General features: G+C 41.2%; 17 protein-coding genes. 4 read left to right on the forward strand and 13 right to left on the reverse strand.

Annotated features, from left to right (window positions below; all coding sequences use genetic code 11):
- From V7R55_RS08000 to zapE, 6 genes are all read right to left on the reverse strand, one after another.
- The coding region (locus V7R55_RS08000; protein ID WP_334058912.1) for a hypothetical protein at window positions 1–272 on the reverse strand (272 nt) is incomplete at its 3' end.
- A gap of 551 nt (window positions 273–823) precedes the next feature.
- Window positions 824–2,992, reverse strand: coding sequence for a DEAD/DEAH box helicase (locus V7R55_RS08005; protein ID WP_159118428.1), 2,169 nt, complete (start codon window positions 2,990–2,992; stop codon window positions 824–826).
- Window positions 2,989–4,437: a Hachiman antiphage defense system protein HamA gene (locus V7R55_RS08010; protein ID WP_269350198.1), complete on the reverse strand. Its 1,449-nt coding sequence runs from the start codon at window positions 4,435–4,437 to the stop codon at window positions 2,989–2,991. Before V7R55_RS08010 ends, V7R55_RS08005 begins: the two co-directional genes overlap by 4 nt.
- The gene (locus V7R55_RS08015) at window positions 4,434–5,549 is read right to left on the reverse strand and encodes a ComEC/Rec2 family competence protein (protein WP_334058916.1); all 1,116 of its coding nucleotides are present in this window, start codon (window positions 5,547–5,549) and stop codon (window positions 4,434–4,436) included. The genes V7R55_RS08010 and V7R55_RS08015 overlap by 4 nt, the downstream gene beginning before the upstream one ends.
- A 275-nt stretch (window positions 5,550–5,824) precedes the next feature.
- Window positions 5,825–6,547 (reverse strand): YebC/PmpR family DNA-binding transcriptional regulator, encoded by a 723-nt coding sequence (locus V7R55_RS08020; protein ID WP_334058918.1) that lies wholly within the window; start codon window positions 6,545–6,547, stop codon window positions 5,825–5,827.
- Between the two features lie 300 nt (window positions 6,548–6,847).
- Entirely contained in the window at window positions 6,848–7,945 is a 1,098-nt protein-coding gene (gene zapE / locus V7R55_RS08025) for a cell division protein ZapE (RefSeq protein ID WP_334058920.1), read from the reverse strand.
- Window positions 7,946–8,200: 255 nt separating this feature from the next.
- Here zapE and V7R55_RS08030 point away from each other — a divergent pair, with 255 nt between their 5' ends.
- From V7R55_RS08030 to V7R55_RS08040, 3 genes are all read left to right on the forward strand, one after another.
- Window positions 8,201–8,635 carry a ZapG family protein gene (locus tag V7R55_RS08030; protein ID WP_334058922.1) on the forward strand — a complete coding sequence of 145 codons (435 nt, stop codon included), beginning with the start codon at window positions 8,201–8,203 and terminating at the stop codon, window positions 8,633–8,635.
- A gap of 88 nt (window positions 8,636–8,723) precedes the next feature.
- Window positions 8,724–10,085: a DegQ family serine endoprotease gene (locus tag V7R55_RS08035; RefSeq protein WP_334059193.1), complete on the forward strand. Its 1,362-nt coding sequence runs from the start codon at window positions 8,724–8,726 to the stop codon at window positions 10,083–10,085.
- A 298-nt stretch (window positions 10,086–10,383) separates the two neighbouring features.
- Entirely contained in the window at window positions 10,384–11,454 is a 1,071-nt protein-coding gene (locus V7R55_RS08040; protein ID WP_334058924.1) for a trypsin-like peptidase domain-containing protein, read from the forward strand.
- Between the two features lie 148 nt (window positions 11,455–11,602).
- On the opposite strand, the gene murA is transcribed toward V7R55_RS08040, so the two are convergent.
- The 7 genes from murA to mlaF all read right to left on the reverse strand — a co-directional run bounded on the left by murA (window position 11,603) and on the right by mlaF (window position 16,310).
- Window positions 11,603–12,865: a UDP-N-acetylglucosamine 1-carboxyvinyltransferase gene (gene murA, locus V7R55_RS08045; RefSeq protein WP_334058926.1), complete on the reverse strand. Its 1,263-nt coding sequence runs from the start codon at window positions 12,863–12,865 to the stop codon at window positions 11,603–11,605.
- Between the two features lie 12 nt (window positions 12,866–12,877).
- Window positions 12,878–13,135 (reverse strand): BolA family protein, encoded by a 258-nt coding sequence (locus V7R55_RS08050; protein ID WP_012517351.1) that lies wholly within the window; start codon window positions 13,133–13,135, stop codon window positions 12,878–12,880.
- A gap of 29 nt (window positions 13,136–13,164) precedes the next feature.
- Complete coding sequence (locus V7R55_RS08055) at window positions 13,165–13,473, reverse strand: STAS domain-containing protein (RefSeq protein WP_334058928.1); 309 nt, start codon at window positions 13,471–13,473, stop codon at window positions 13,165–13,167.
- On the reverse strand, window positions 13,470–14,135 hold the full coding sequence (locus tag V7R55_RS08060; RefSeq protein ID WP_334058930.1) for an MlaC/ttg2D family ABC transporter substrate-binding protein: 666 nt from the start codon (window positions 14,133–14,135) through the stop codon (window positions 13,470–13,472). Before V7R55_RS08060 ends, V7R55_RS08055 begins: the two co-directional genes overlap by 4 nt.
- A gap of 118 nt (window positions 14,136–14,253) precedes the next feature.
- Window positions 14,254–14,727 carry an outer membrane lipid asymmetry maintenance protein MlaD gene (gene mlaD / locus V7R55_RS08065; protein WP_012517348.1) on the reverse strand — a complete coding sequence of 158 codons (474 nt, stop codon included), beginning with the start codon at window positions 14,725–14,727 and terminating at the stop codon, window positions 14,254–14,256.
- 9 nt (window positions 14,728–14,736) lie between these two features.
- Entirely contained in the window at window positions 14,737–15,513 is a 777-nt protein-coding gene (gene mlaE / locus V7R55_RS08070; RefSeq protein ID WP_179982447.1) for a lipid asymmetry maintenance ABC transporter permease subunit MlaE, read from the reverse strand.
- The gene (gene mlaF, locus V7R55_RS08075) at window positions 15,510–16,310 is read right to left on the reverse strand and encodes a phospholipid ABC transporter ATP-binding protein MlaF (protein ID WP_334058934.1); all 801 of its coding nucleotides are present in this window, start codon (window positions 16,308–16,310) and stop codon (window positions 15,510–15,512) included. The genes mlaE and mlaF overlap by 4 nt, the downstream gene beginning before the upstream one ends.
- 871 nt (window positions 16,311–17,181) lie before the next feature.
- On the opposite strand from mlaF, the gene V7R55_RS08080 reads away from it, so the two are divergent.
- Window positions 17,182–18,138 carry a calcium/sodium antiporter gene (locus tag V7R55_RS08080; protein ID WP_334058936.1) on the forward strand — a complete coding sequence of 319 codons (957 nt, stop codon included), beginning with the start codon at window positions 17,182–17,184 and terminating at the stop codon, window positions 18,136–18,138.

Below are 18,138 nucleotides of genomic sequence, written 5' to 3' on the forward strand. Positions count from 1 at the left end.
AAAGGATATTGCGTCTTTACCTTAGAGACGTTTTTTAAATAACTGAGTGTCAATCCAAAATGCCGTTCCATGTCTGAAAAGTATTCGTGACGTTGTGTTTCTTGGGCTAGTTGCTCAGTTGAGGCATTTCCCATGCTTGAGAACTGACGAGCGGTTTTATACGGAATGTACTTACCTTCGAATTCTCTCCGGGTTAAGTAATCGTCAATTTTATTTTCAGTTAACTCAGTAACAGTTGGCTGTTTAATTTTAGGTGAATTTGCATTTTTCATAACTTACTTTCCAATGGCTACAAATCGGAAAATAGTCTTGAATATCGAAATTGACAAGGAAAAGCACAAAAACCACGAAAAGTTATTGGTAAAGTCAATAAATTCGTTGAAAACAAAAAAAATAACTAACCACAAACAACTAGAATGTGTAACTATTAAAGGTTTTTATTGATAAAAACGAGAGGCTGAACTGAATTTCACTTCGAAACTCACTTTATCGTAACAAACAAATTAACTTTGTCAACAAAGGTCATACTTGACGGGCAACTCATGCATTACTAAAATTTTAAAATTGACAATTTACCCAACATTTACGTAATGAGAATCACAGAAGAAAAATTGATAGAATTTGAGTTATTTCTGAAGCCATTTAACAAAAGCAACAAACTAGCGTTTGAGCACTTCGTAAAGCAACATCGATTCGCTGAAAGCACTGAAGAAAAAATAGTTAAGAACTCAAAATCATCTTCGTCGAAAAAATGATCTGAAGCCAATTGTTCATTTATAAAACATCAAAACTTAACCAGTTTTTTTAAATTTAGTAAAAAATTCTATATATAGGATAGAGATTTTTTCAAAAATTTCTGTTCAAATTCTGTTAAATAAGGAAACGAATCATTTCTAGATTTTGAAAGCACTTCAATTACAGAGTCAATATTCTCTAAATCTTCAATATCAGTAAACTCTATGACTTTCTTGGCTATTTGATTAGGAATACCAAACTCTTCAAGTGAGTTAATTGCGGATGGTAAATAGAAATTTTCTAGTGATGCAGCGAATGCCTTATAGTCTCCATAGCTGTAATCAAACCTTTTAAAAATAACTTCCTGTATATCGCTGATAGCATATATGATTTTTGGAAGATTATAATTAACTAAATTTTTCTTGAAATTAAACACTGACTGAACAGCATCATCAATACAATAAGATTGATCATTTTTACCCCAAAATTTATAATCTTCTAGGATCAAGTTTCTATCATCTACTTTATTAATTATATCAATGAGTTTTTTATTTAATTGAGCTTTGGTCCTTACCGTGCCTCCCCCCATTGCTGAAATATTGAAGTAGTCGAATAAAATCATTGAAAAATGCTTTAGTTCTTCATCGCTTGGGTAGATGCTGTTCCATTGCATTGAATTGTTCCAAGAACCACAGTTTTCAATCAAATCTTCAGCAAATTTAATTAACTTATTAGGGTTGATTCCTTGATGTTTTAGTAGCAAAGATATGGGAAGTACGTCCTGATCGTAGAATTTCCTAACTTTGTCCTTATTGTTATTGTCCTTAACTTCTGTACCTAGTTGAAGCAATAAAGACTCTGATGCGTTCTCACTTTGAGTTAGTACAGGGACATCTATAAATGGTAGTTCGACTTGGGGTTTATCGCCAAAAATAAAAACATTTCCGACAAAATGTTCAAACATTCTTCCAGAGCGTCCGGATATGTTGTTAAACGTAAACATATCTAGCTTTGTTTTTCTCGTAATACAGTCATCGTATATTACGATATTCTTAGCGTTGGTATTTACACCTTCGATCAAAGTCGATGTACAAATAAGAATATTAATCTTTGAGTCGTTAAACAAGTCGACAATTAAAGCTCCCACAGCTCTAGGTAGCTGAGCATGATGATATGCAACACCATGTTTCACACCTTCAACGAGAGACCAATCTTCATGAAAATTATCAGATAGCCATTCAGATAAATCATCATTAGCATTGTCAGGGACTAAAAGTTCCGATTGGATCAGCCTATACAGCAATGAACTGACTCTTTTAGGTGATTTACAGTAAATTACTGTTTGCTCATCGCGACCTATATTTTTCAATATGTTGAATAATTTTTGATCTCTTTCAACATCAACAATTGCATCTTTACCTGTCGCTTCTATTGGGTAAAAGTATTCATTTGTAGCGACAGTCACATAGGAATCGAACTTAAGAAATGTACATCTTAATTCTTCTTCAATACCAGAAACTAACCCATTAACCTTCGGGCCAAGCATGTAGAACCTCTTGCATTCCTTATACAATTTTCTAAACGCCAAGTTTAGTCTGTCGCACCTCTCATCATTAGAGTTAGTTGGTGCTAGCTTGTAAAACTCATCAATAATAAAAAAATCTATTGATGATAATCCTTTGTATTCTAGGACTCTCTCCTGAGTGAGAATGTAAATGTTACGTTTAGTAGATTCCTGAGTAACTTGAGTAATGATTTTATATTTATCTTTATATTTGAATAGCTTTTTCTTTAACTCATCGATCAGGGCTATTGTTGGGACAACAATTACTATATTGTCAAATTCATTACTAGCAACTAAGGCTTCAATTATCAGGCTTTTACCAAAACTTGTGGGGGCACTAAGAATGATATTTTCACCATTCATGATTCTGTGAAACACTTCTGCTTGTCGTATATGAAATGTTTTTCCATTGTCTTGAGGAGTAGTAAATAAACTCTGCTTTATTTTGTCTTTAGTCGTTGAATTTTTTCTATCCATGTAAGGAAAAAGCCCCAACTCACCTAACAAATGATCCAAAATGAAAGCACCTCTCATTTCTTTTTTCCGCTCTAACGCTCTAATAACAATATCTTGGACTAAAGTGTCATGAGTATGACTATTAAATTCATTAATAAGAGATGAAAGAAAGCTATCCCAATCGTCAAATGAGCTATTATTCAATTTAATTTTTGCTTCTTGATACCAATCAATCATGAGTTCAACTCCTTAATTAATGCATCATTAAGTTGATTAATGTTAGATACGGGAAAGTAAAAGACTCTTAAATTAATTAATTTGACTAGACTTTCGTTAAGCTCACCTTGAATCAATCTTCGGCACGCTTGAATCTCACCTTCAAAGGAGCTAATAAATTTGTTCTTATCGTAGTTGGTTATAAGCTCACTATCGTGCATGATGAAAATCGGTATTATGATCTTATCAAACCTATCTTCTAAATCGAGTTCTGAGTCAGCAAGCCTTTCTAATTTATTTTTATGTGGCCAAGTCGAATCGATCTCGGAAGTAAGGGCATACAAGCGTGTTTTAAGGGATTGTATGTTTGCAATGTATTCTACGTTTTCAATTGCTTGTTTTACTGCATCTTCAACTGTAGTGCTCACAGAAGATGCTCCTATCCATAACTCGATGCTATCAAAGTTTAAAACTGCATGAGTGCAAGAAAACGTTTTGTTGTTTTGATCGAAAACTTTGTTCATTATCGGAATAGTTGAGTATGATTCACGGATAGCAATATGCAGACAAAGATCCGCTAATGCATTCAAATCTGATGACGGATAGTTATCTCTAGCGTACTTGAATAAACTCCTAGAGCTTCCCTTAAAATTAGCTTTAGCTTTATGAGAAAGGGCATAGTCGATAATCCAGTCATACACAGTCTCAGTGAAATTGCCTATATTCCAACATTCAAGAGTGAAACCTATATCAATACCCTTGATGCTAGGCATATCTTTAGTGCAATGTATGCAATAACTAAAGGGAGATTTAGGGTAAGTTGGCGATTTATAATCTAAACCCTCTTGGAGTTTTACTGCAATACTATCTGACTCTATAGCTTTTTTTATCGATTCATCATTTAAAAAATCAACAGCCGAAACCGCATAAAGGGTGTTGCTGCTTTGCTGTACTAAAAGAATACCTATACATCTACCACCATAGAGTACCGGAGACCCGGACATACCTTTGTACTGACTGACAGTACTTGATTGAGAAACTTCAAAGCTAAATTCTTTTGAAGTCATATGAGCAAATGTATTAGTTACCTCAACATTTATTGGTGCATGGTAGTGCCCCTTCTCAACTGGATAACCACATGACTTTACTTCACTATCCTGACTAATTGTTGTTTTATACAATTCGATAATGTTGCTAGTAATTCCATTTGCTACTTTCAGAATAGCCACATCGAGTTGATCACTTCCGTAAATGTAAGTCGCCTCAATCCATTTATCATCGGCATAATTATCACTAGACAGGAATATCTTTAGTGATGCGGCTTCACTAACGACATGGTTAGCTGTTAATATCAAGCTATCAGAAATAGAAAAACAAGTACCTCTCTTACATGAACCATTAGACGTTAATGACTCAACAATATAAATAGAATCTAGTTTAAAATCTTTGATTAAATCTGTGCTCATAAGACAACCTCACAAGAGTTCATGGATAAAATTATGTTGGGGTAGTTATTTTCAAGATCAGTCATGAACCAATCAGGAATATGCTCCACTTCATAATTTAAAAAGATCTCTGCTCCAGAACTTTTGTTGACAACTGCTATTCGTGCCAACACCTCCAAATCAGGATGACCATGTGATTTACCATTTGTACTAATCAGGTATTTATTGCAAACAATCCGCTTTAACAACTCTAAGCTGGTGTTATTTTTGCTTCCATGATGTGATATTTTCACAGCATCGACTTCTATATTTTTTAACTCGAGATCATCTAGCCAAGACGTAACCATCTTGGCATCACAATCAGATAGGTAAAGTAATCGTTTACCATTTGATTCAATCAAAAAAGATAGACTGCTCTTATTAGGTAGGGAGTTATCATCTTCAAAATTTACTTTGGACAAAGATTCAATACAAGTTTCTTCGGAGGAAGTGATAGGAACAACATTTTTGACAGAGCCTTGGAGATTCTTAGCATATTGTTCAAACGCTTCATAATAAGCTTTGCTAATAATTTTGGGTTTTATACGTCTTTCATTTAATTTATCTTCCCAGTCGCTTTTCAAGTCTTGTAAAGCAGCCTTCTCGGGACCGATAATTGAAAACTTTATTGAACCAACATAAAAACTTTGACATTTTTCTCTATAAAGAGCTGTGCCGTCAACAATAACGTTACAGTGACAATTCTTTTTAGCAAGTAAGTACGATAACGAAGAGCCTTCTGAGTACCCTATTTGTTCACTATTTCGGGTTGTAGAACCTTCTACTGACAAGGCCTTCAATTTTGTGTCAGATATACGGTCCGGCTCATCGGTATCGCCCAACTGACCAAATAGTTGCTCAGCACCATTAAAATAAAACTGTTCTATATTGGGGCAGTCATCATGCAAAAGTAATTTAATAATGCCATTAACATGATCATTATCGATATGAGTGACGATCAATGAGTCTATTTTATCTTTGCCAATAATACTCCCTTTCCAATTTGAAAAAGATTGAGCCGTACCACCATCAATTAAGACAAACTCAGATTGGGTTTCTATTGAAATACAATCTCCATTATCTGCTTTTTGCATTCTAATTTTTAGCATTTTAGATTTCAGTCTTCCTAACCTAGCTATATGCTAACAGACTCTATACCGAAACTCTTGATTTTAAGAAGGTATTAATAGATTACGGTGACAAATAAATCAATTTGGTATTTCACAGAGATTCGAGACTAACGTTGATTGTTACTACTAGAGACAATAAAAAAGCCCACTTCAAAGTGGGCTTTAGCTATCTATTAAACGCTTTATTTACTGTAAACGACTTATTTAATCTCAGTAAACGTTTTATTTACTCAAATCATTTAGTTCGGCGTTATCGCGTTGTGGTAAACGTCTTGAACGTCGTCACAGTCGTTAAGCATGTCCATGAATTTTTCAAACATAGGCATATCTTCTTCGCTAATCTCAGTTTCAGTCTGAGGCATCCAGCTCATCTCATCAGCAATAAACGTAATATCTGGGTAAGCTTCAGTTAGTGCTGTTTTTACTTGATAGAATTCAGTATGCGGTGCGTAAACTGTTACTTTACCGTCTTCAACTTCTACGTCAGTTACGTCTACGTCGGCTTCCATTAACACTTCTAAGATAGCGTCTTCGTCGTCACCTTCAAACTGGAACACCGCTTGGTGGTCGAACATGTGCGATACCGCACCCTGTGCACCAAGTTTTGCGTTAGTTTTAGTAAAGCAGTTGCGTACTTCGGTAATGGTGCGGTTGGCATTGTCAGATAAGCAGTCAACAATAACCATGCAGTTGCCCGGGCCAAAACCTTCGTAACGCATAGGCTGAAAATCTTCACCAGCACCACCAGCTGCTTTATCAATCGCTTTTTCAATAACGTGGCTTGGTACTTGGTCTTTCTTCGCTTTTTCCATTAGACGGCGAAGTGAAAGGTTAGTGTCTGGGTCGGCACCACCATTTTTAGCGCACACGTAAATTTCTTTACCGTACTTAGAATAAACCTTTGTTTTTGCGCCGGCAGTTTTTGCCATGGCGGCTTTACGAACTTCGAATGCTCTTCCCATCTTAAAATTCTCTTTCTCGCAATTAGAAATGCTGCGTTGGGTTTTATCGGGGTACTATTTGCCTGTTTCCAGGCTGCGCCGCTTGGCTTTATTTGGAATTAATGCGAATCAAGGCATTGCAAAAGTTGCTAGTTGCAACCTTTCCCAAACAAAACGCTGATTTAGCAACACAGAAAAATTGTGCGAAATTCTACCTTAATTTTCATCTAATACCAATGTGAATCCCCTTGGAAGGGATGAAAGCATGATGCTTACTGGTTCTCATTAAGCGTAAATGTACTCTGACCCCATACACTGTGGCTATGGTAAATGTTCGGTTGCCAAGTAGTCGTGTGACTGCATTTCCTTTAAACGGCTAAGACAGCGTCTAAACTCGAAGTTAAGTAGCCCTTCTGTGTAGAGACTTTCTAGCGCCACTTCTGCCGATATAATGAGTTTCACATTTCGCTCGTAGAACTCGTCTACCATTGCAATAAAGCGGCGCGCCACGTCATCGTTATGCTGTCCCATTTCCTTAACGTTGGCTAAAAGCACTGAATGATAACAACGGCTCAACTCAATATAGTCACTCTGGCTACGGGGCCCGCCACACAGGACTTTAAAATCTATCATCAATACCCCATCAGCGTTTCTAAGCGTCGGTATTTTTCGGTTGTTCACCTCAATATCTTCGCCTTCTGAGCCTTCTTCTGGTGCTAACTGAGAAAAGTAGCTATACAAGTTTTCCGTGGCTGCATCATCAAGTGGGTAGTGATAAATTTCGGCTTGTTCTAAGGTTCTTAGGCGATAATCAATACCGCTATCAACATTAACCACACGGGTATTTTGATTAAGAAGGTCAATGGCAGGTAAAAAACGTGCGCGCTGTAAGCCGTTTTTGTATAAATCGTCTGGCACTATGTTAGAGGTGGCCACCAGCACAATACCGTGACTAAACAATTCTTCCATCAAGGTACCTAAAATCATAGCGTCAGTTATATCTGACACGAAAAACTCGTCAAAACATATTACCCGCGCTTCTTTTGCTAACTTTGCCGCCACCAATTTCAACGGGTCTTGTGCGCTTTTAAGTTGCTTAAGTTCGTCGTGCACACGATACATAAAGCGGTGAAAATGCACCCGCATTTTCTTTTCAAAGGGCAAGCAGTCATAGAAGGTATCGACCAGATAGGTTTTTCCTCGCCCTACCCCGCCATAAAAGTATATACCTTGAATACCTGGCTTGGCGTGACCTTTACCAAACGCTGCTTTTAGCTTAACCCGCCAAGTCACTTTTTTTTCAGGCTGTGTCAATTCATCGTACAAACGCTGAAGTTCTTTTACTGCATTTTCTTGTGCCGCGTCATAATGAAAATCAGACGACTTAAGATCTAGCTGATATTTTTCCCATGGCGTCATCGCCGAAACCACTCCGTAAAAAAGTCAATAGCGGCGCACGCTGCACCGACCTGCTTGAATTTCTCAATTATGACCTTAATTTTAATGGAAATCACGGTAGAATCTCATTTTGAAATTCGGCATACACTGAATATAAAACACTATGTGTGCGCTTTTCGGGTTTGACCTTGCTATATTCAGCATATGGTCGAAAGCAGCTTTTAGATCGTACAAGTAAAGGTCGGCTGCACGATGTTGATTGATTCGGAGAATAGAATGGAATTGTTAGTATCTCTTGCTTTGTTAGTTGTTGGTTTAATTATTGGCTTTTTTTCAGGTCGCTTTTTTCAACAAAAGCAAGGCGCAGGCAATACTGCACAAACTGAAAAGCAAGTTAAAGAGATCCTCGCACAGCAAGCGCAGCACCACATTCATCAAACTCGTCAAAGCTTAGAAAGCATTGAAAGTCAGTGCGATACGCTTAAGCAACAAATTGAAGAGTATGAAATGCTGCTTGAACAAGGTGGCGATGATGACAGCAAAGTTCCCTTTTACGGGGAACAAGCAACAACATATTTACGTAACAACTTGAAAGGGTCTGACAAATCGAGAGTTAAGCGTGTTTCTGACACACAGCCCAGAGACTTCGCTAACTCAGGTTCTGGGCTGTTCGTCGGTGGTTCTGAGCAGAATAACGCAGAAAAACAGTAACATCGGGAACTTTATTCCAACGTCAGACTCTTTTACTGAAACCATGCTATGTCGCATATAACATGAAGGAGTGTAAGCGAACATGAAAATGTCTTTTCGCCATTGTCTATTGGCATCTGCCGTTGTTGTAAGTTCATTGGGCTTTACTGCTAGCACACAGGCGGCGTTACCATTTTTTTCTGATACAAAAGATGAGGTTCCCTCGTTAGCCCCTATGCTTGAAGAAGCTACCCCTGCGGTAGTTAGCATTGCGGTTGAGGGCACCCAAACCTCAACACAGCGCGTGCCTGAAATGTTTCGCTACTTCTTCGGTGCGCCGCAAGAGCAAGTTCAAGAACGCCCTTTCCGAGGCCTTGGCTCCGGTGTCATCATAGATGCCGATAAAGGGTATGTCGTTACCAACAATCATGTTGTTGATAACGCGGACGAAATCACCGTCAAATTAACAGACGGACGCGAGTTCAAAGCGAAAAAGCTGGGCTCAGATGAGCAAAGTGATATCGCTTTACTTAAGATAGAACCAGATGATTTAAAAGCATTGCCACTGGCTGATTCTGACGTTTTACGCGTTGGTGACTTTGTAGTAGCTATTGGAAACCCATTCGGCCTTTCTCAAACGGTTACCTCAGGTATTGTCAGTGCTTTAGGCCGTTCAGGTTTAAACATTGGTGGTTACGAAGACTTCATTCAAACTGACGCAGCAATTAACCGCGGTAACTCAGGTGGCGCTTTGGTTAACCTCCATGGTGAGTTGGTTGGTATCAATACCGCTATTTTCGGCCCTAACGGTGGCAACGTAGGTATTGGTTTTGCTATCCCTGCCAACATGATGAAAAGCCTTGTTGATCAAATAGCTGAATACGGCGAAGTGCGTCGTGGTCTCCTGGGGATTCTAGGTAGCGATATTGATGCTGGTCTTGCCGAAGCTATGAATGCCGAAGTAAATATTGGTGCCTTCGTTAGCGAAGTACAGCCTGACTCTGCAGCAGAGAAAGGCGGTCTTCAAGCCGGTGATATTATTACTGCGATTAACGGTCGAAAACTTCACAGCTTCCAAGAACTACGTGCAAAAATTGCGAGTATGGGTGCTGGTGCTGAAGTTGAGCTAACCGTTATGCGCAAGGGAAAGAAAATGAACGTAGACGTGGTGTTAGACGATGCTACTGATACCACGGTAACCGCGGCTCAGATTCATCCAGCTCTAGAAGGTGCCACACTGTCTAATGGTACCGACGATGCTGGCAATGCGGGTGTGGTCGTATCTGAAATTGAACGTGGTGCACCTGCGGCGCGCATTGGCCTGCAATCAGAAGATGTGATCATTGGTGTTAACCGAGTACGTACATCGACGGTTGCCGAATTTAGAAACGCGCTAGACGAAGCCAAAGGCGTTATCGCACTAAATGTAAAACGCGGTAACTCGACCCTTTATTTGGTTATCAGGCAGTAGAGCTCAGCTCTAAAAATTTCCAAGCAGAAATACATGTTTAACGGCGCTTTGAAAGCGCCGTTTTTTATTGAGCTAAATTATTAACTTGGCGCTGTCTACAATACTATGCTTCTAACACAATTTTCTGACGTATCGGGTTACACAAAATTTGCTTTTCACTACGGTAGTTTAGTAAATAAAGTGATATCCTTTACATCAATAACGATAATTTCAGATTGTTGCGCTTTTAATTTGTGAAGTAGTACCTCAATAGCGGTGCGTATGGAGTAAGTGCGACAGACAACGATAAGTGTGACTTGTGACTGGCCGCTCAATATTTAACTTCTTACTAAAATCTATAATTCTAGGCGTCGCCGTTGCGAGTTTGCTGCTGATTTTTTTGCCAGAACTTCGGCAAGGTAAGGGGCTCGCTCAAGGCTTTTTTAATGAACCTTCTGTTAGCGCTAGTCGCGAAAGCTATTTTGCAGCGCTAAGTCGTTCTGCGCCTGCTGTCGTAAACATTTACAGTGTTAGTATCGAAAACGGCTCAGGTCTATTTCGAAATCAATCTCGTGGGCGCACCAGCTTGGGCTCTGGTGTTATCATGACAGAGAATGGCTACCTACTTACCTGCCATCACGTTGTAGCCAATGCCGATAGCATTTACGTAGCAGTGCAAGACGGACGTATTTTAGAAGCACAGATTGTAGGTACCGACCCACTCACCGACCTTGCTGTTTTAAAAGTAACTGCTGATAATCTACACATTATTCCTCAGGTTTCAGAACCCGATACCCATGTTGGCGATGTTGTTATGGCGATTGGTAACCCTTTTGACTTGGGTCAGACCATCACCCAGGGCATCGTGAGTAGAGCGGGTCGCAATGGCCTGTCGAACTATGTGGATTTCATTCAAACCGATGCAGTATTAAACCAGGGAAACTCTGGTGGCGCTTTAGTAGATAGCAATGGCATTTTACTGGGGATCACCAATGCCAATTTCCAAGTTCTAGATTCTAATAATCGCGCTCGCAATGTAGACGGAATTAACTTTGCAGTCCCCTATGAACTGGCTAAGCGCGTTATGGATGAAATTATAAGTAATGGACGAGTTGTACGCGGCCAACTTGGCTTTGTAGGCGGAGAAAACCGCAACCGCCCAGGTATTGATGTGCAGGCTGTAGCCAAAGGCAGTCCTGCCGACACTGCGGGTATTCGCCCGGGTGATATAATAGTGGCCATTGATGGTGTGCGTTTGGAAAGTGCGTCCAAAACGCTCGATATGATTGCTGAAACAGATCCTGGCACTGAGCTTGAAATTGAACTTAGTCGCGATGGGCAGTCAATTACGCTAACAGCTACTGTCGGAGAACTCCGAGCGGGGCAATAGCCTTATTAGTACTTAACGACAGTGAACGTTTAAGCTTTTATTACTGTTGTGAAAACATCTGCGATGAAATTAGGTAAGTTGAATTTTGTACATAAAAAAAGCGCCGCATTGACAAATTCGGCGCTTCTTCTTGTGAACGGTTTAAAAGTTACTCTTTGACTCGCTCAATGATGGCACCTAAGCCACCTAATTTCTCTTCTATCGATTCATAACCACGGTCTAAGTGGTAAATACGATTGACGTGAGTCTCACCTTCCGCGATTAGCCCAGCGATAACCAAACTTGCTGAAGCGCGAAGGTCAGTAGCCATTACCGGTGCCCCTTTCAAGCTTGAACTGCCCTTAGACACAGCTGAGTTAGCTTCAAGTGCTATTTCTGCGCCCATGCGTTGTAACTCTGGTACATGCATGAAGCGGTTCTCAAAAATAGTTTCTGTAATTACGCCTGTACCTTCGGCAACGCAATTAAGGGTAACAAACTGGGCCTGCATATCAGTAGGAAATGCTGGGTGTGGCGCAGTTTTAACGCGAACAGCCTGCGGTTTACGCCCTTCCATATCTAGCTCAATCCAGTCATCGCCTACGGAAATTTTCGCGCCAGCTTGCTCAAGCTTATCTAGCACCGCGTCTAACGTGTCAGGTGCCGCATGGGTACAGCGAATCTTACCGCCTGTTACCGCAGCCGCTACCAAGAAAGTACCGGTTTCTATGCGATCAGGCAGTACGGCATAGTCGCAACCATTTAAGGTTTCTACACCTTCAATGGTTATTTTATCACTTCCCGCGCCAGTGATTTTTGCGCCCATCTGGATAAGACAATTCGCCAAATCAACAATTTCAGGTTCACGCGCGGCATTTTCTAAGATGGTCGTGCCGTCTGCCAGTGCCGCAGCCATTAATAGATTTTCGGTTGCACCTACACTTACCATATCCATAAAGATACGAGCACCTTTAAGACGACCATCAACTTCAGCACGAATATAGCCTTCGTCTACTTCAATCTTTGCGCCCATTTTTTCAAGGCCCGTTAAATGAAGGTTTACTGGACGAGCACCGATGGCACAACCACCAGGCAGAGACACGTTCGCTTTACCCTGCTTTGCTAGCAATGGGCCTAACACCAAAATTGAAGCGCGCATAGTACGCACTAAGTCATAAGACGCGGTGACACTTTCTAGTGTACTTGCATCAATAACAATATCGTTTGCGGCGGGTAGCGCAACTTCTACACCAAGCTCTCGCAAAAGCGCCGTTGTTGTGTTGATGTCGCGAAGACGAGGAACATTAGTATAACGACAAGGGGAATCGGTAAGTAGGCTTGTCATCAGCAGCGGCAATGCCGCGTTCTTGGCACCTGATATACGCACTGTACCGTTAAGCGCAGGGCTCTTTTTAATTACGAGTTTATCCACGAGCGACGCCTATTATTGAGGAATATTGAACTGGCGCTCGCGCTCCCAGTCTTTTACTGAAAACGTCTTGATGGTAATCGCATGCATGCTGCCGTCTGCAATTTTATCAGCTAAAGGCGCATATACCGCTTGCTGACGCTTCACCCGACTCATTTCATTAAATGCATCGCTTACTGCAATGATATTAAAATGCGAGCCTTCGCCCTTTACGTGGACTTCGTGCAGGTCTAACGCATCTTTCAAGATTTTTTCAATTTCAGACAATTCCATAACTTACTTCTTAATTCGCTTTCTGGTGTTTATTCTACGGGTAAAAAGCTATCCGCGTCGCTAATTTTCGCGAGCTTTTGCAACTTTTCAGGCATTTTATGTAGGGTCATGCTAACACCATTTTGCTTTGCATCCCTAACAGCATTAATCAGCCACGCTAAACCTGCACTGTCTGCACGCTCCACGTCGCCTAAATCGACTTGGCAACTTTTATTACTTATTAAAGTGCTACGTTGACTACCGCTTAAGCTTTCCCAAAAGTTTTTCGATAGCGTCTCACGGTCTAATTGACCGTGAACCACTATTTTGCCCGTGTCATTTACCTCGAATAGGCTCACTCAGCCTCTCCTTCGATTTCAATTGGCTCGCCTTGCTTTAGCTCAACGGGCTTGCCAATTTTGTCGCGCATTAGCGCGATGACTGCATCAATGCCGTCTTGACGAAGAATTGATTCAAACTCACTGCGCTTACTGTTCAGCATGCTGATCCCCTCCGCTACCATATCGTAAGCTTTCCATTCGTTAGTTTTGCTATCTTTGCGAACTTTGAATGCAATTTTAATTTCAGGGCGGTTTGGGTCTTGAACCACTGCGCGTACGGTTACTGATTTTTTGTCGTCAAACGATGACTCAGGCTCAAAGATAACTTCTTGGTTGTCATAGTAACCCATTGCTACTGCGTATGTGGTTACCAGATATTGACGGAAAACACTGATGTACTCACCCATTTTTTCCTGTGGCACAGATTTAAAGTGCTTGCCTAGTACCATAAAGGCTGCGAATTTATAATCGATATGCGGGACAAGTTCTTCCTGCATGATAACACGCAGCATTTCAGGGTCGTTTTTAATCGCTTCCTGATTTGCTTTGATTCGTTCAAACGTGCGGTTAGCTACATCTTGAACCAACTCATAAGGGTTTTGTTCGTTAACTTCTTGCGCGTTCGCTATACCCGCTACAGACATCATAAAGATGCCAATTGCTACGAAAAACTTTTTCAAAATAACTCTCCTAACTTCAAACTCTTTTAAGCAGACCTGACAATGACGTAATTAGTTTCATCAGGCAGCCGGAATTAATTAACAATTACGTTATGTACGCTTGGTTACGCTACTGCGATTAGTCTTCGTCGCTGCCGCGATTAAATAAGAACTGACCGATAAGGTCTTCTAGCACCAAAGCTGACTTTGTATCCTGTAGGTAGTCACCGTCTTGCAGGTTAGCAACACCATCAAAAGAAAACCCTGGCTGGAAACCCACGTACTGCTCACCTAATAAACCAGACGTCAAAATGGACACAGAGCTTGTTTCAGGAAAGCCGTTGTATTCATTTAAAATAGATAACTCTACTACCGGTGTGAAATCTTCTTGATCTAGAGAAATAGATGATACTCGGCCTACGGTTACGCCACCCACTTTTACAGCAGAGCGAGGCTTTAGCCCACCAATGTTGTCGAACTTCGCGTATAGGGTATAGGTATCGCCTTCAGTTGCGACCGTTTGGTTTGCAACTTTAAGTGCTAACAATAACAAAGCACCTATCGTAAGCATGACAAACACACCAACCATTACTTCCGTTTTATACTTACTCATTCCAATCCCCTACTCGATACCAAACATAAGGGCGGTAAGCACGAAGTCCAGCCCTAATACTGCTAATGATGAATAGACCACCGTCTCGGTAGTCGCTTTGCTGATCCCTTCCGATGTTGGAATAGAATCGTAACCTTTAAATATGGCAATCCACGTCACAACCAAGGCAAAAACGAGGCTTTTTATCACGCCGTTTATAACATCTTGGTTCCAATCAACGGTCGACTGCATGATTGACCAGTAACTGCCTGCATCAACACCTAACCAGTCTACGCCGACTAAATGACCACCTAAAATGCCAATGGCACTAAAAATAATGGCTAGCATTGGCATGGCTAACATTCCCGCCCAAAAACGAGGAGCAACGATGCGCCTTAGTGGGTCTACCGCCATCATTTCTAAACTACTTAACTGTTCGGTGGCTTTCATAAGGCCGATTTCAGCGGTCAACGCTGACCCGGCACGCCCAGCGAAAAGCAATGCGGTGACTACAGGACCAAGTTCACGCAATAGTGAAAGCGCGACCATAGGACCTAAGCTACCCTCTGCACCGTAATCGACTAAAATGGTATAGCCTTGCAGCGCCATTACCATGCCGATAAACAAGCCAGAAACCATGATAATAAGTAACGACTGAACACCAACTACATAAAGTTGTTTAATAACCAGTGGAACGTTCTTTACTCGAGGAACAGCGATAAGTGCGCCAAACAGCATGAGCGCTGCGCGACCAATCGCAGTAACTTTTCCTATAGTTTTAGCGCCTAAAGATTGGAAGAACTTCATTTATCTGCCCCCAAAAAACTTGTTTTCAAGTCAGGCGCTGGGTAATGAAATGGAACTGGGCCATCTGCTTTACCCTTTAAGAATTGCTGAACCAATTCGGAATCGCTTTCTTTAATTTGCTGCGCTGTACCTTCGCCGATAACACGCTTATCCGCCAAAATGTAAATATAATCAGCGATTGTCAGTACTTCCGTTACGTCGTGAGTCACCACAATACTGGTTAGGCTAAGAGCATCATTGAGCTCTCGAATAAGCTTCACCAGCACCCCCATGGATATGGGATCTTGTCCCGCAAAAGGCTCATCGTACATAATTAAATCGGGATCTAATGCGATTGCCCTCGCTAGCGCGGCTCTGCGCGCCATTCCGCCAGACAATTCGCTCGGCATTAATTGCGCAGCGCCTCGCAGACCTACTGCCTGTAGCTTTAAAGCGACAATAGTTGCTATCAAGTCTTCTGATAGATCAGTATGTTCGCGAAGCGGAAACGCCACATTGTCGAACACACTCATATCGGTAAATAGCGCCCCACTTTGAAAAAGCATGCTCATTCTACGACGAGTTTCGTAGAGAGATTTTCTCGACATAGAGACAATTGAATCGCCGTCGAATTTAACGTCGCCTTCGTCTGGTGTTAACTGCCCGCCAATAAGGCGCAGCAGCGTGGTTTTACCTATTCCACTTGGCCCCATTACTGCAGTAATTTTGCCCTTAGGTACCTTCAATGAAATCCCGTCATAAATGATACGATCTGCACGTTTGAAGGTTAGGTTATCTACTTCAACTAAATGATCCATAGTTACTTAAATGTCGACCCCTGACGCTGGATTGAGTTGGTTTTGAACGCCGCTATCAATCTACTTAGAAAATATTTAAAGTATATGAGCGATATGCATATTCAATTTCTATGCCTTCGCACACATAACCCATAAAGTTTACTGAACAGTTTACTTTTAAGAGCCAACAAATTCAAAAAAGTTTACTCTGCAGTGTAGTTTTTTATGCTTACAGGCTGGCTTGTCCAGCAGACACAACCTCTGGGCCGTGTTATTTGGAGCCATTGTACGCTTTTTCAAGACACTCGCCAAAGTCAAAAAGTTACAAGTTATGTTCGATTAAGACGAATTGTATACCAGACCGCATAGATAATTACCCACTCAGCGAGAGTTAAAAGGTTCGTAATCGCGGCGTGTTACCGCAGGTATAGTGGTTCTACATCAAGGTGACACAACAAAGAGTACGGACATTTTAAACTCGCCCTTCGGGAAGGTCTGGCAAGCTCCCTAGCTTCATTCTGGGAATTTGAAAGGGAACAGCCATTCCTACATTCCCACGCTTTGCTAGGAAACCTGCCAGCGCCTTCTGAGTGGGCAATTATCTACGTGGCCTGGTATTTGTATCCCGCGCTAAGACGAACGTTATCTCACGCTGAAGTGATGTCAGTGCCTTAGCTAGCTCTTACATGTAGTTCCAGTTCCCATCCTATTGCCCTAGTTATTAACTGAAACTGAACGCTTACCAGAAATACCTTCGAACTGCTGTAACGGGTTTGATGGGCGGAAATTTACGGCAATCGGTCTCTTTTTATGAAAATAAAGCAATGCGAGCATAGGCAAATGGCACTCTTTTTGCGACAATCTATCGAAATACTAACTATTACAGGTTGTTGTGCTTTTAAACATTGTCATTTTTCTGGTTGGGCTGATTGTCTTAAGTTGGAGTGCGGACCGTTTTGTTTATGGCGCTTCAGCGCTAGCAAAAAACATTGGCATCTCTCCTATGATGATCGGGCTTACGATTGTCGCTATGGGCTCATCGGCACCTGAGATTGTGGTATCTGCTATTGCCTCTGCCAATGGCAATATGAATACAGCCGTGGGTAACGCACTCGGTTCAAATATAACCAACATTGCGCTGGTGTTGGGTGTAACCGCTCTAGTAAAGCCTTTGCTTGTTTCGTCAACAACGCTTAAACGTGAACTTCCAGCGCTTCTCATCATCTCGTTAATTGCTATTGGCTTTATGTTCGATGGCGAACTGAAATCTTACGAAGGGATAATTTTACTAGGCCTATTCATTTTTGTTTTGGCAATGATGGCTTGGTTATCACTTCAAGTAGACAAAGAAGACCCCCTAGTTGCTGAGACCGCAGATGAAATCCCTAAAGGCGTTTCTAACACCTCAGCGCTTATCTGGATTGGTGTTGGCCTTATCGTATTACCATTAAGTGCCCACTTTCTTGTCAACTCGGCAGTAGAAATTGCCAGATACATGGGTATCTCAGACTTAGTTATTGGGTTGACTATTATTGCGTTTGGCACAAGCCTTCCTGAATTAGCGGCTAGCGTGGCTGGTGTGCTTAAAGGTGAAGATGATCTAGCGCTCGGCAATATTATTGGCTCTAACATTTTCAACCTGCTAGCCGTACTCGGTATGCCGGGGTTAATTGCCCCAGGCCTGCTAGACCCTGACGTTTATAACCGAGATATGTACGTTATGCTTGGTTTAACCTTGCTGTTGTTCTTGTTCAGTTTCGATTTAATTGGAAAGCGTACAATATCAAGAACAAATGGATTTATACTTCTAGCTTGCTTTATCGGCTACCAATTCTGGCTGTTCGGATAA

The sequence above is a fragment of the Alteromonas sp. S005 genome (genome assembly GCF_036864475.1).
Classification (GTDB): Bacteria; Pseudomonadota; Gammaproteobacteria; order Enterobacterales; family Alteromonadaceae; genus Alteromonas.

Bases quoted from the DNA above. Each gene is read 5' to 3' on its own strand.
- V7R55_RS08005 (WP_159118428.1), bottom strand. From the start codon at position 2,992: ATGATTGATTGGTATCAAGAAGCAAAAATTAAATTGAATAATAGCTCA.
- V7R55_RS08010 (WP_269350198.1), bottom strand. From the start codon at position 4,437: ATGAGCACAGATTTAATCAAAGATTTTAAACTAGATTCTATTTATATT.
- V7R55_RS08015 (WP_334058916.1), bottom strand. From the start codon at position 5,549: ATGCAAAAAGCAGATAATGGAGATTGTATTTCAATAGAAACCCAATCT.
- V7R55_RS08020 (WP_334058918.1), bottom strand. From the start codon at position 6,547: ATGGGAAGAGCATTCGAAGTTCGTAAAGCCGCCATGGCAAAAACTGCC.
- zapE (WP_334058920.1), bottom strand. From the start codon at position 7,945: ATGACGCCATGGGAAAAATATCAGCTAGATCTTAAGTCGTCTGATTTT.
- V7R55_RS08030 (WP_334058922.1), top strand. From the start codon at position 8,201: ATGGAATTGTTAGTATCTCTTGCTTTGTTAGTTGTTGGTTTAATTATT.
- V7R55_RS08035 (WP_334059193.1), top strand. From the start codon at position 8,724: ATGTCTTTTCGCCATTGTCTATTGGCATCTGCCGTTGTTGTAAGTTCA.
- V7R55_RS08050 (WP_012517351.1), bottom strand. From the start codon at position 13,135: ATGGAATTGTCTGAAATTGAAAAAATCTTGAAAGATGCGTTAGACCTG.
- mlaD (WP_012517348.1), bottom strand. From the start codon at position 14,727: ATGAGTAAGTATAAAACGGAAGTAATGGTTGGTGTGTTTGTCATGCTT.
- mlaE (WP_179982447.1), bottom strand. From the start codon at position 15,513: ATGAAGTTCTTCCAATCTTTAGGCGCTAAAACTATAGGAAAAGTTACT.
- mlaF (WP_334058934.1), bottom strand. From the start codon at position 16,310: ATGGATCATTTAGTTGAAGTAGATAACCTAACCTTCAAACGTGCAGAT.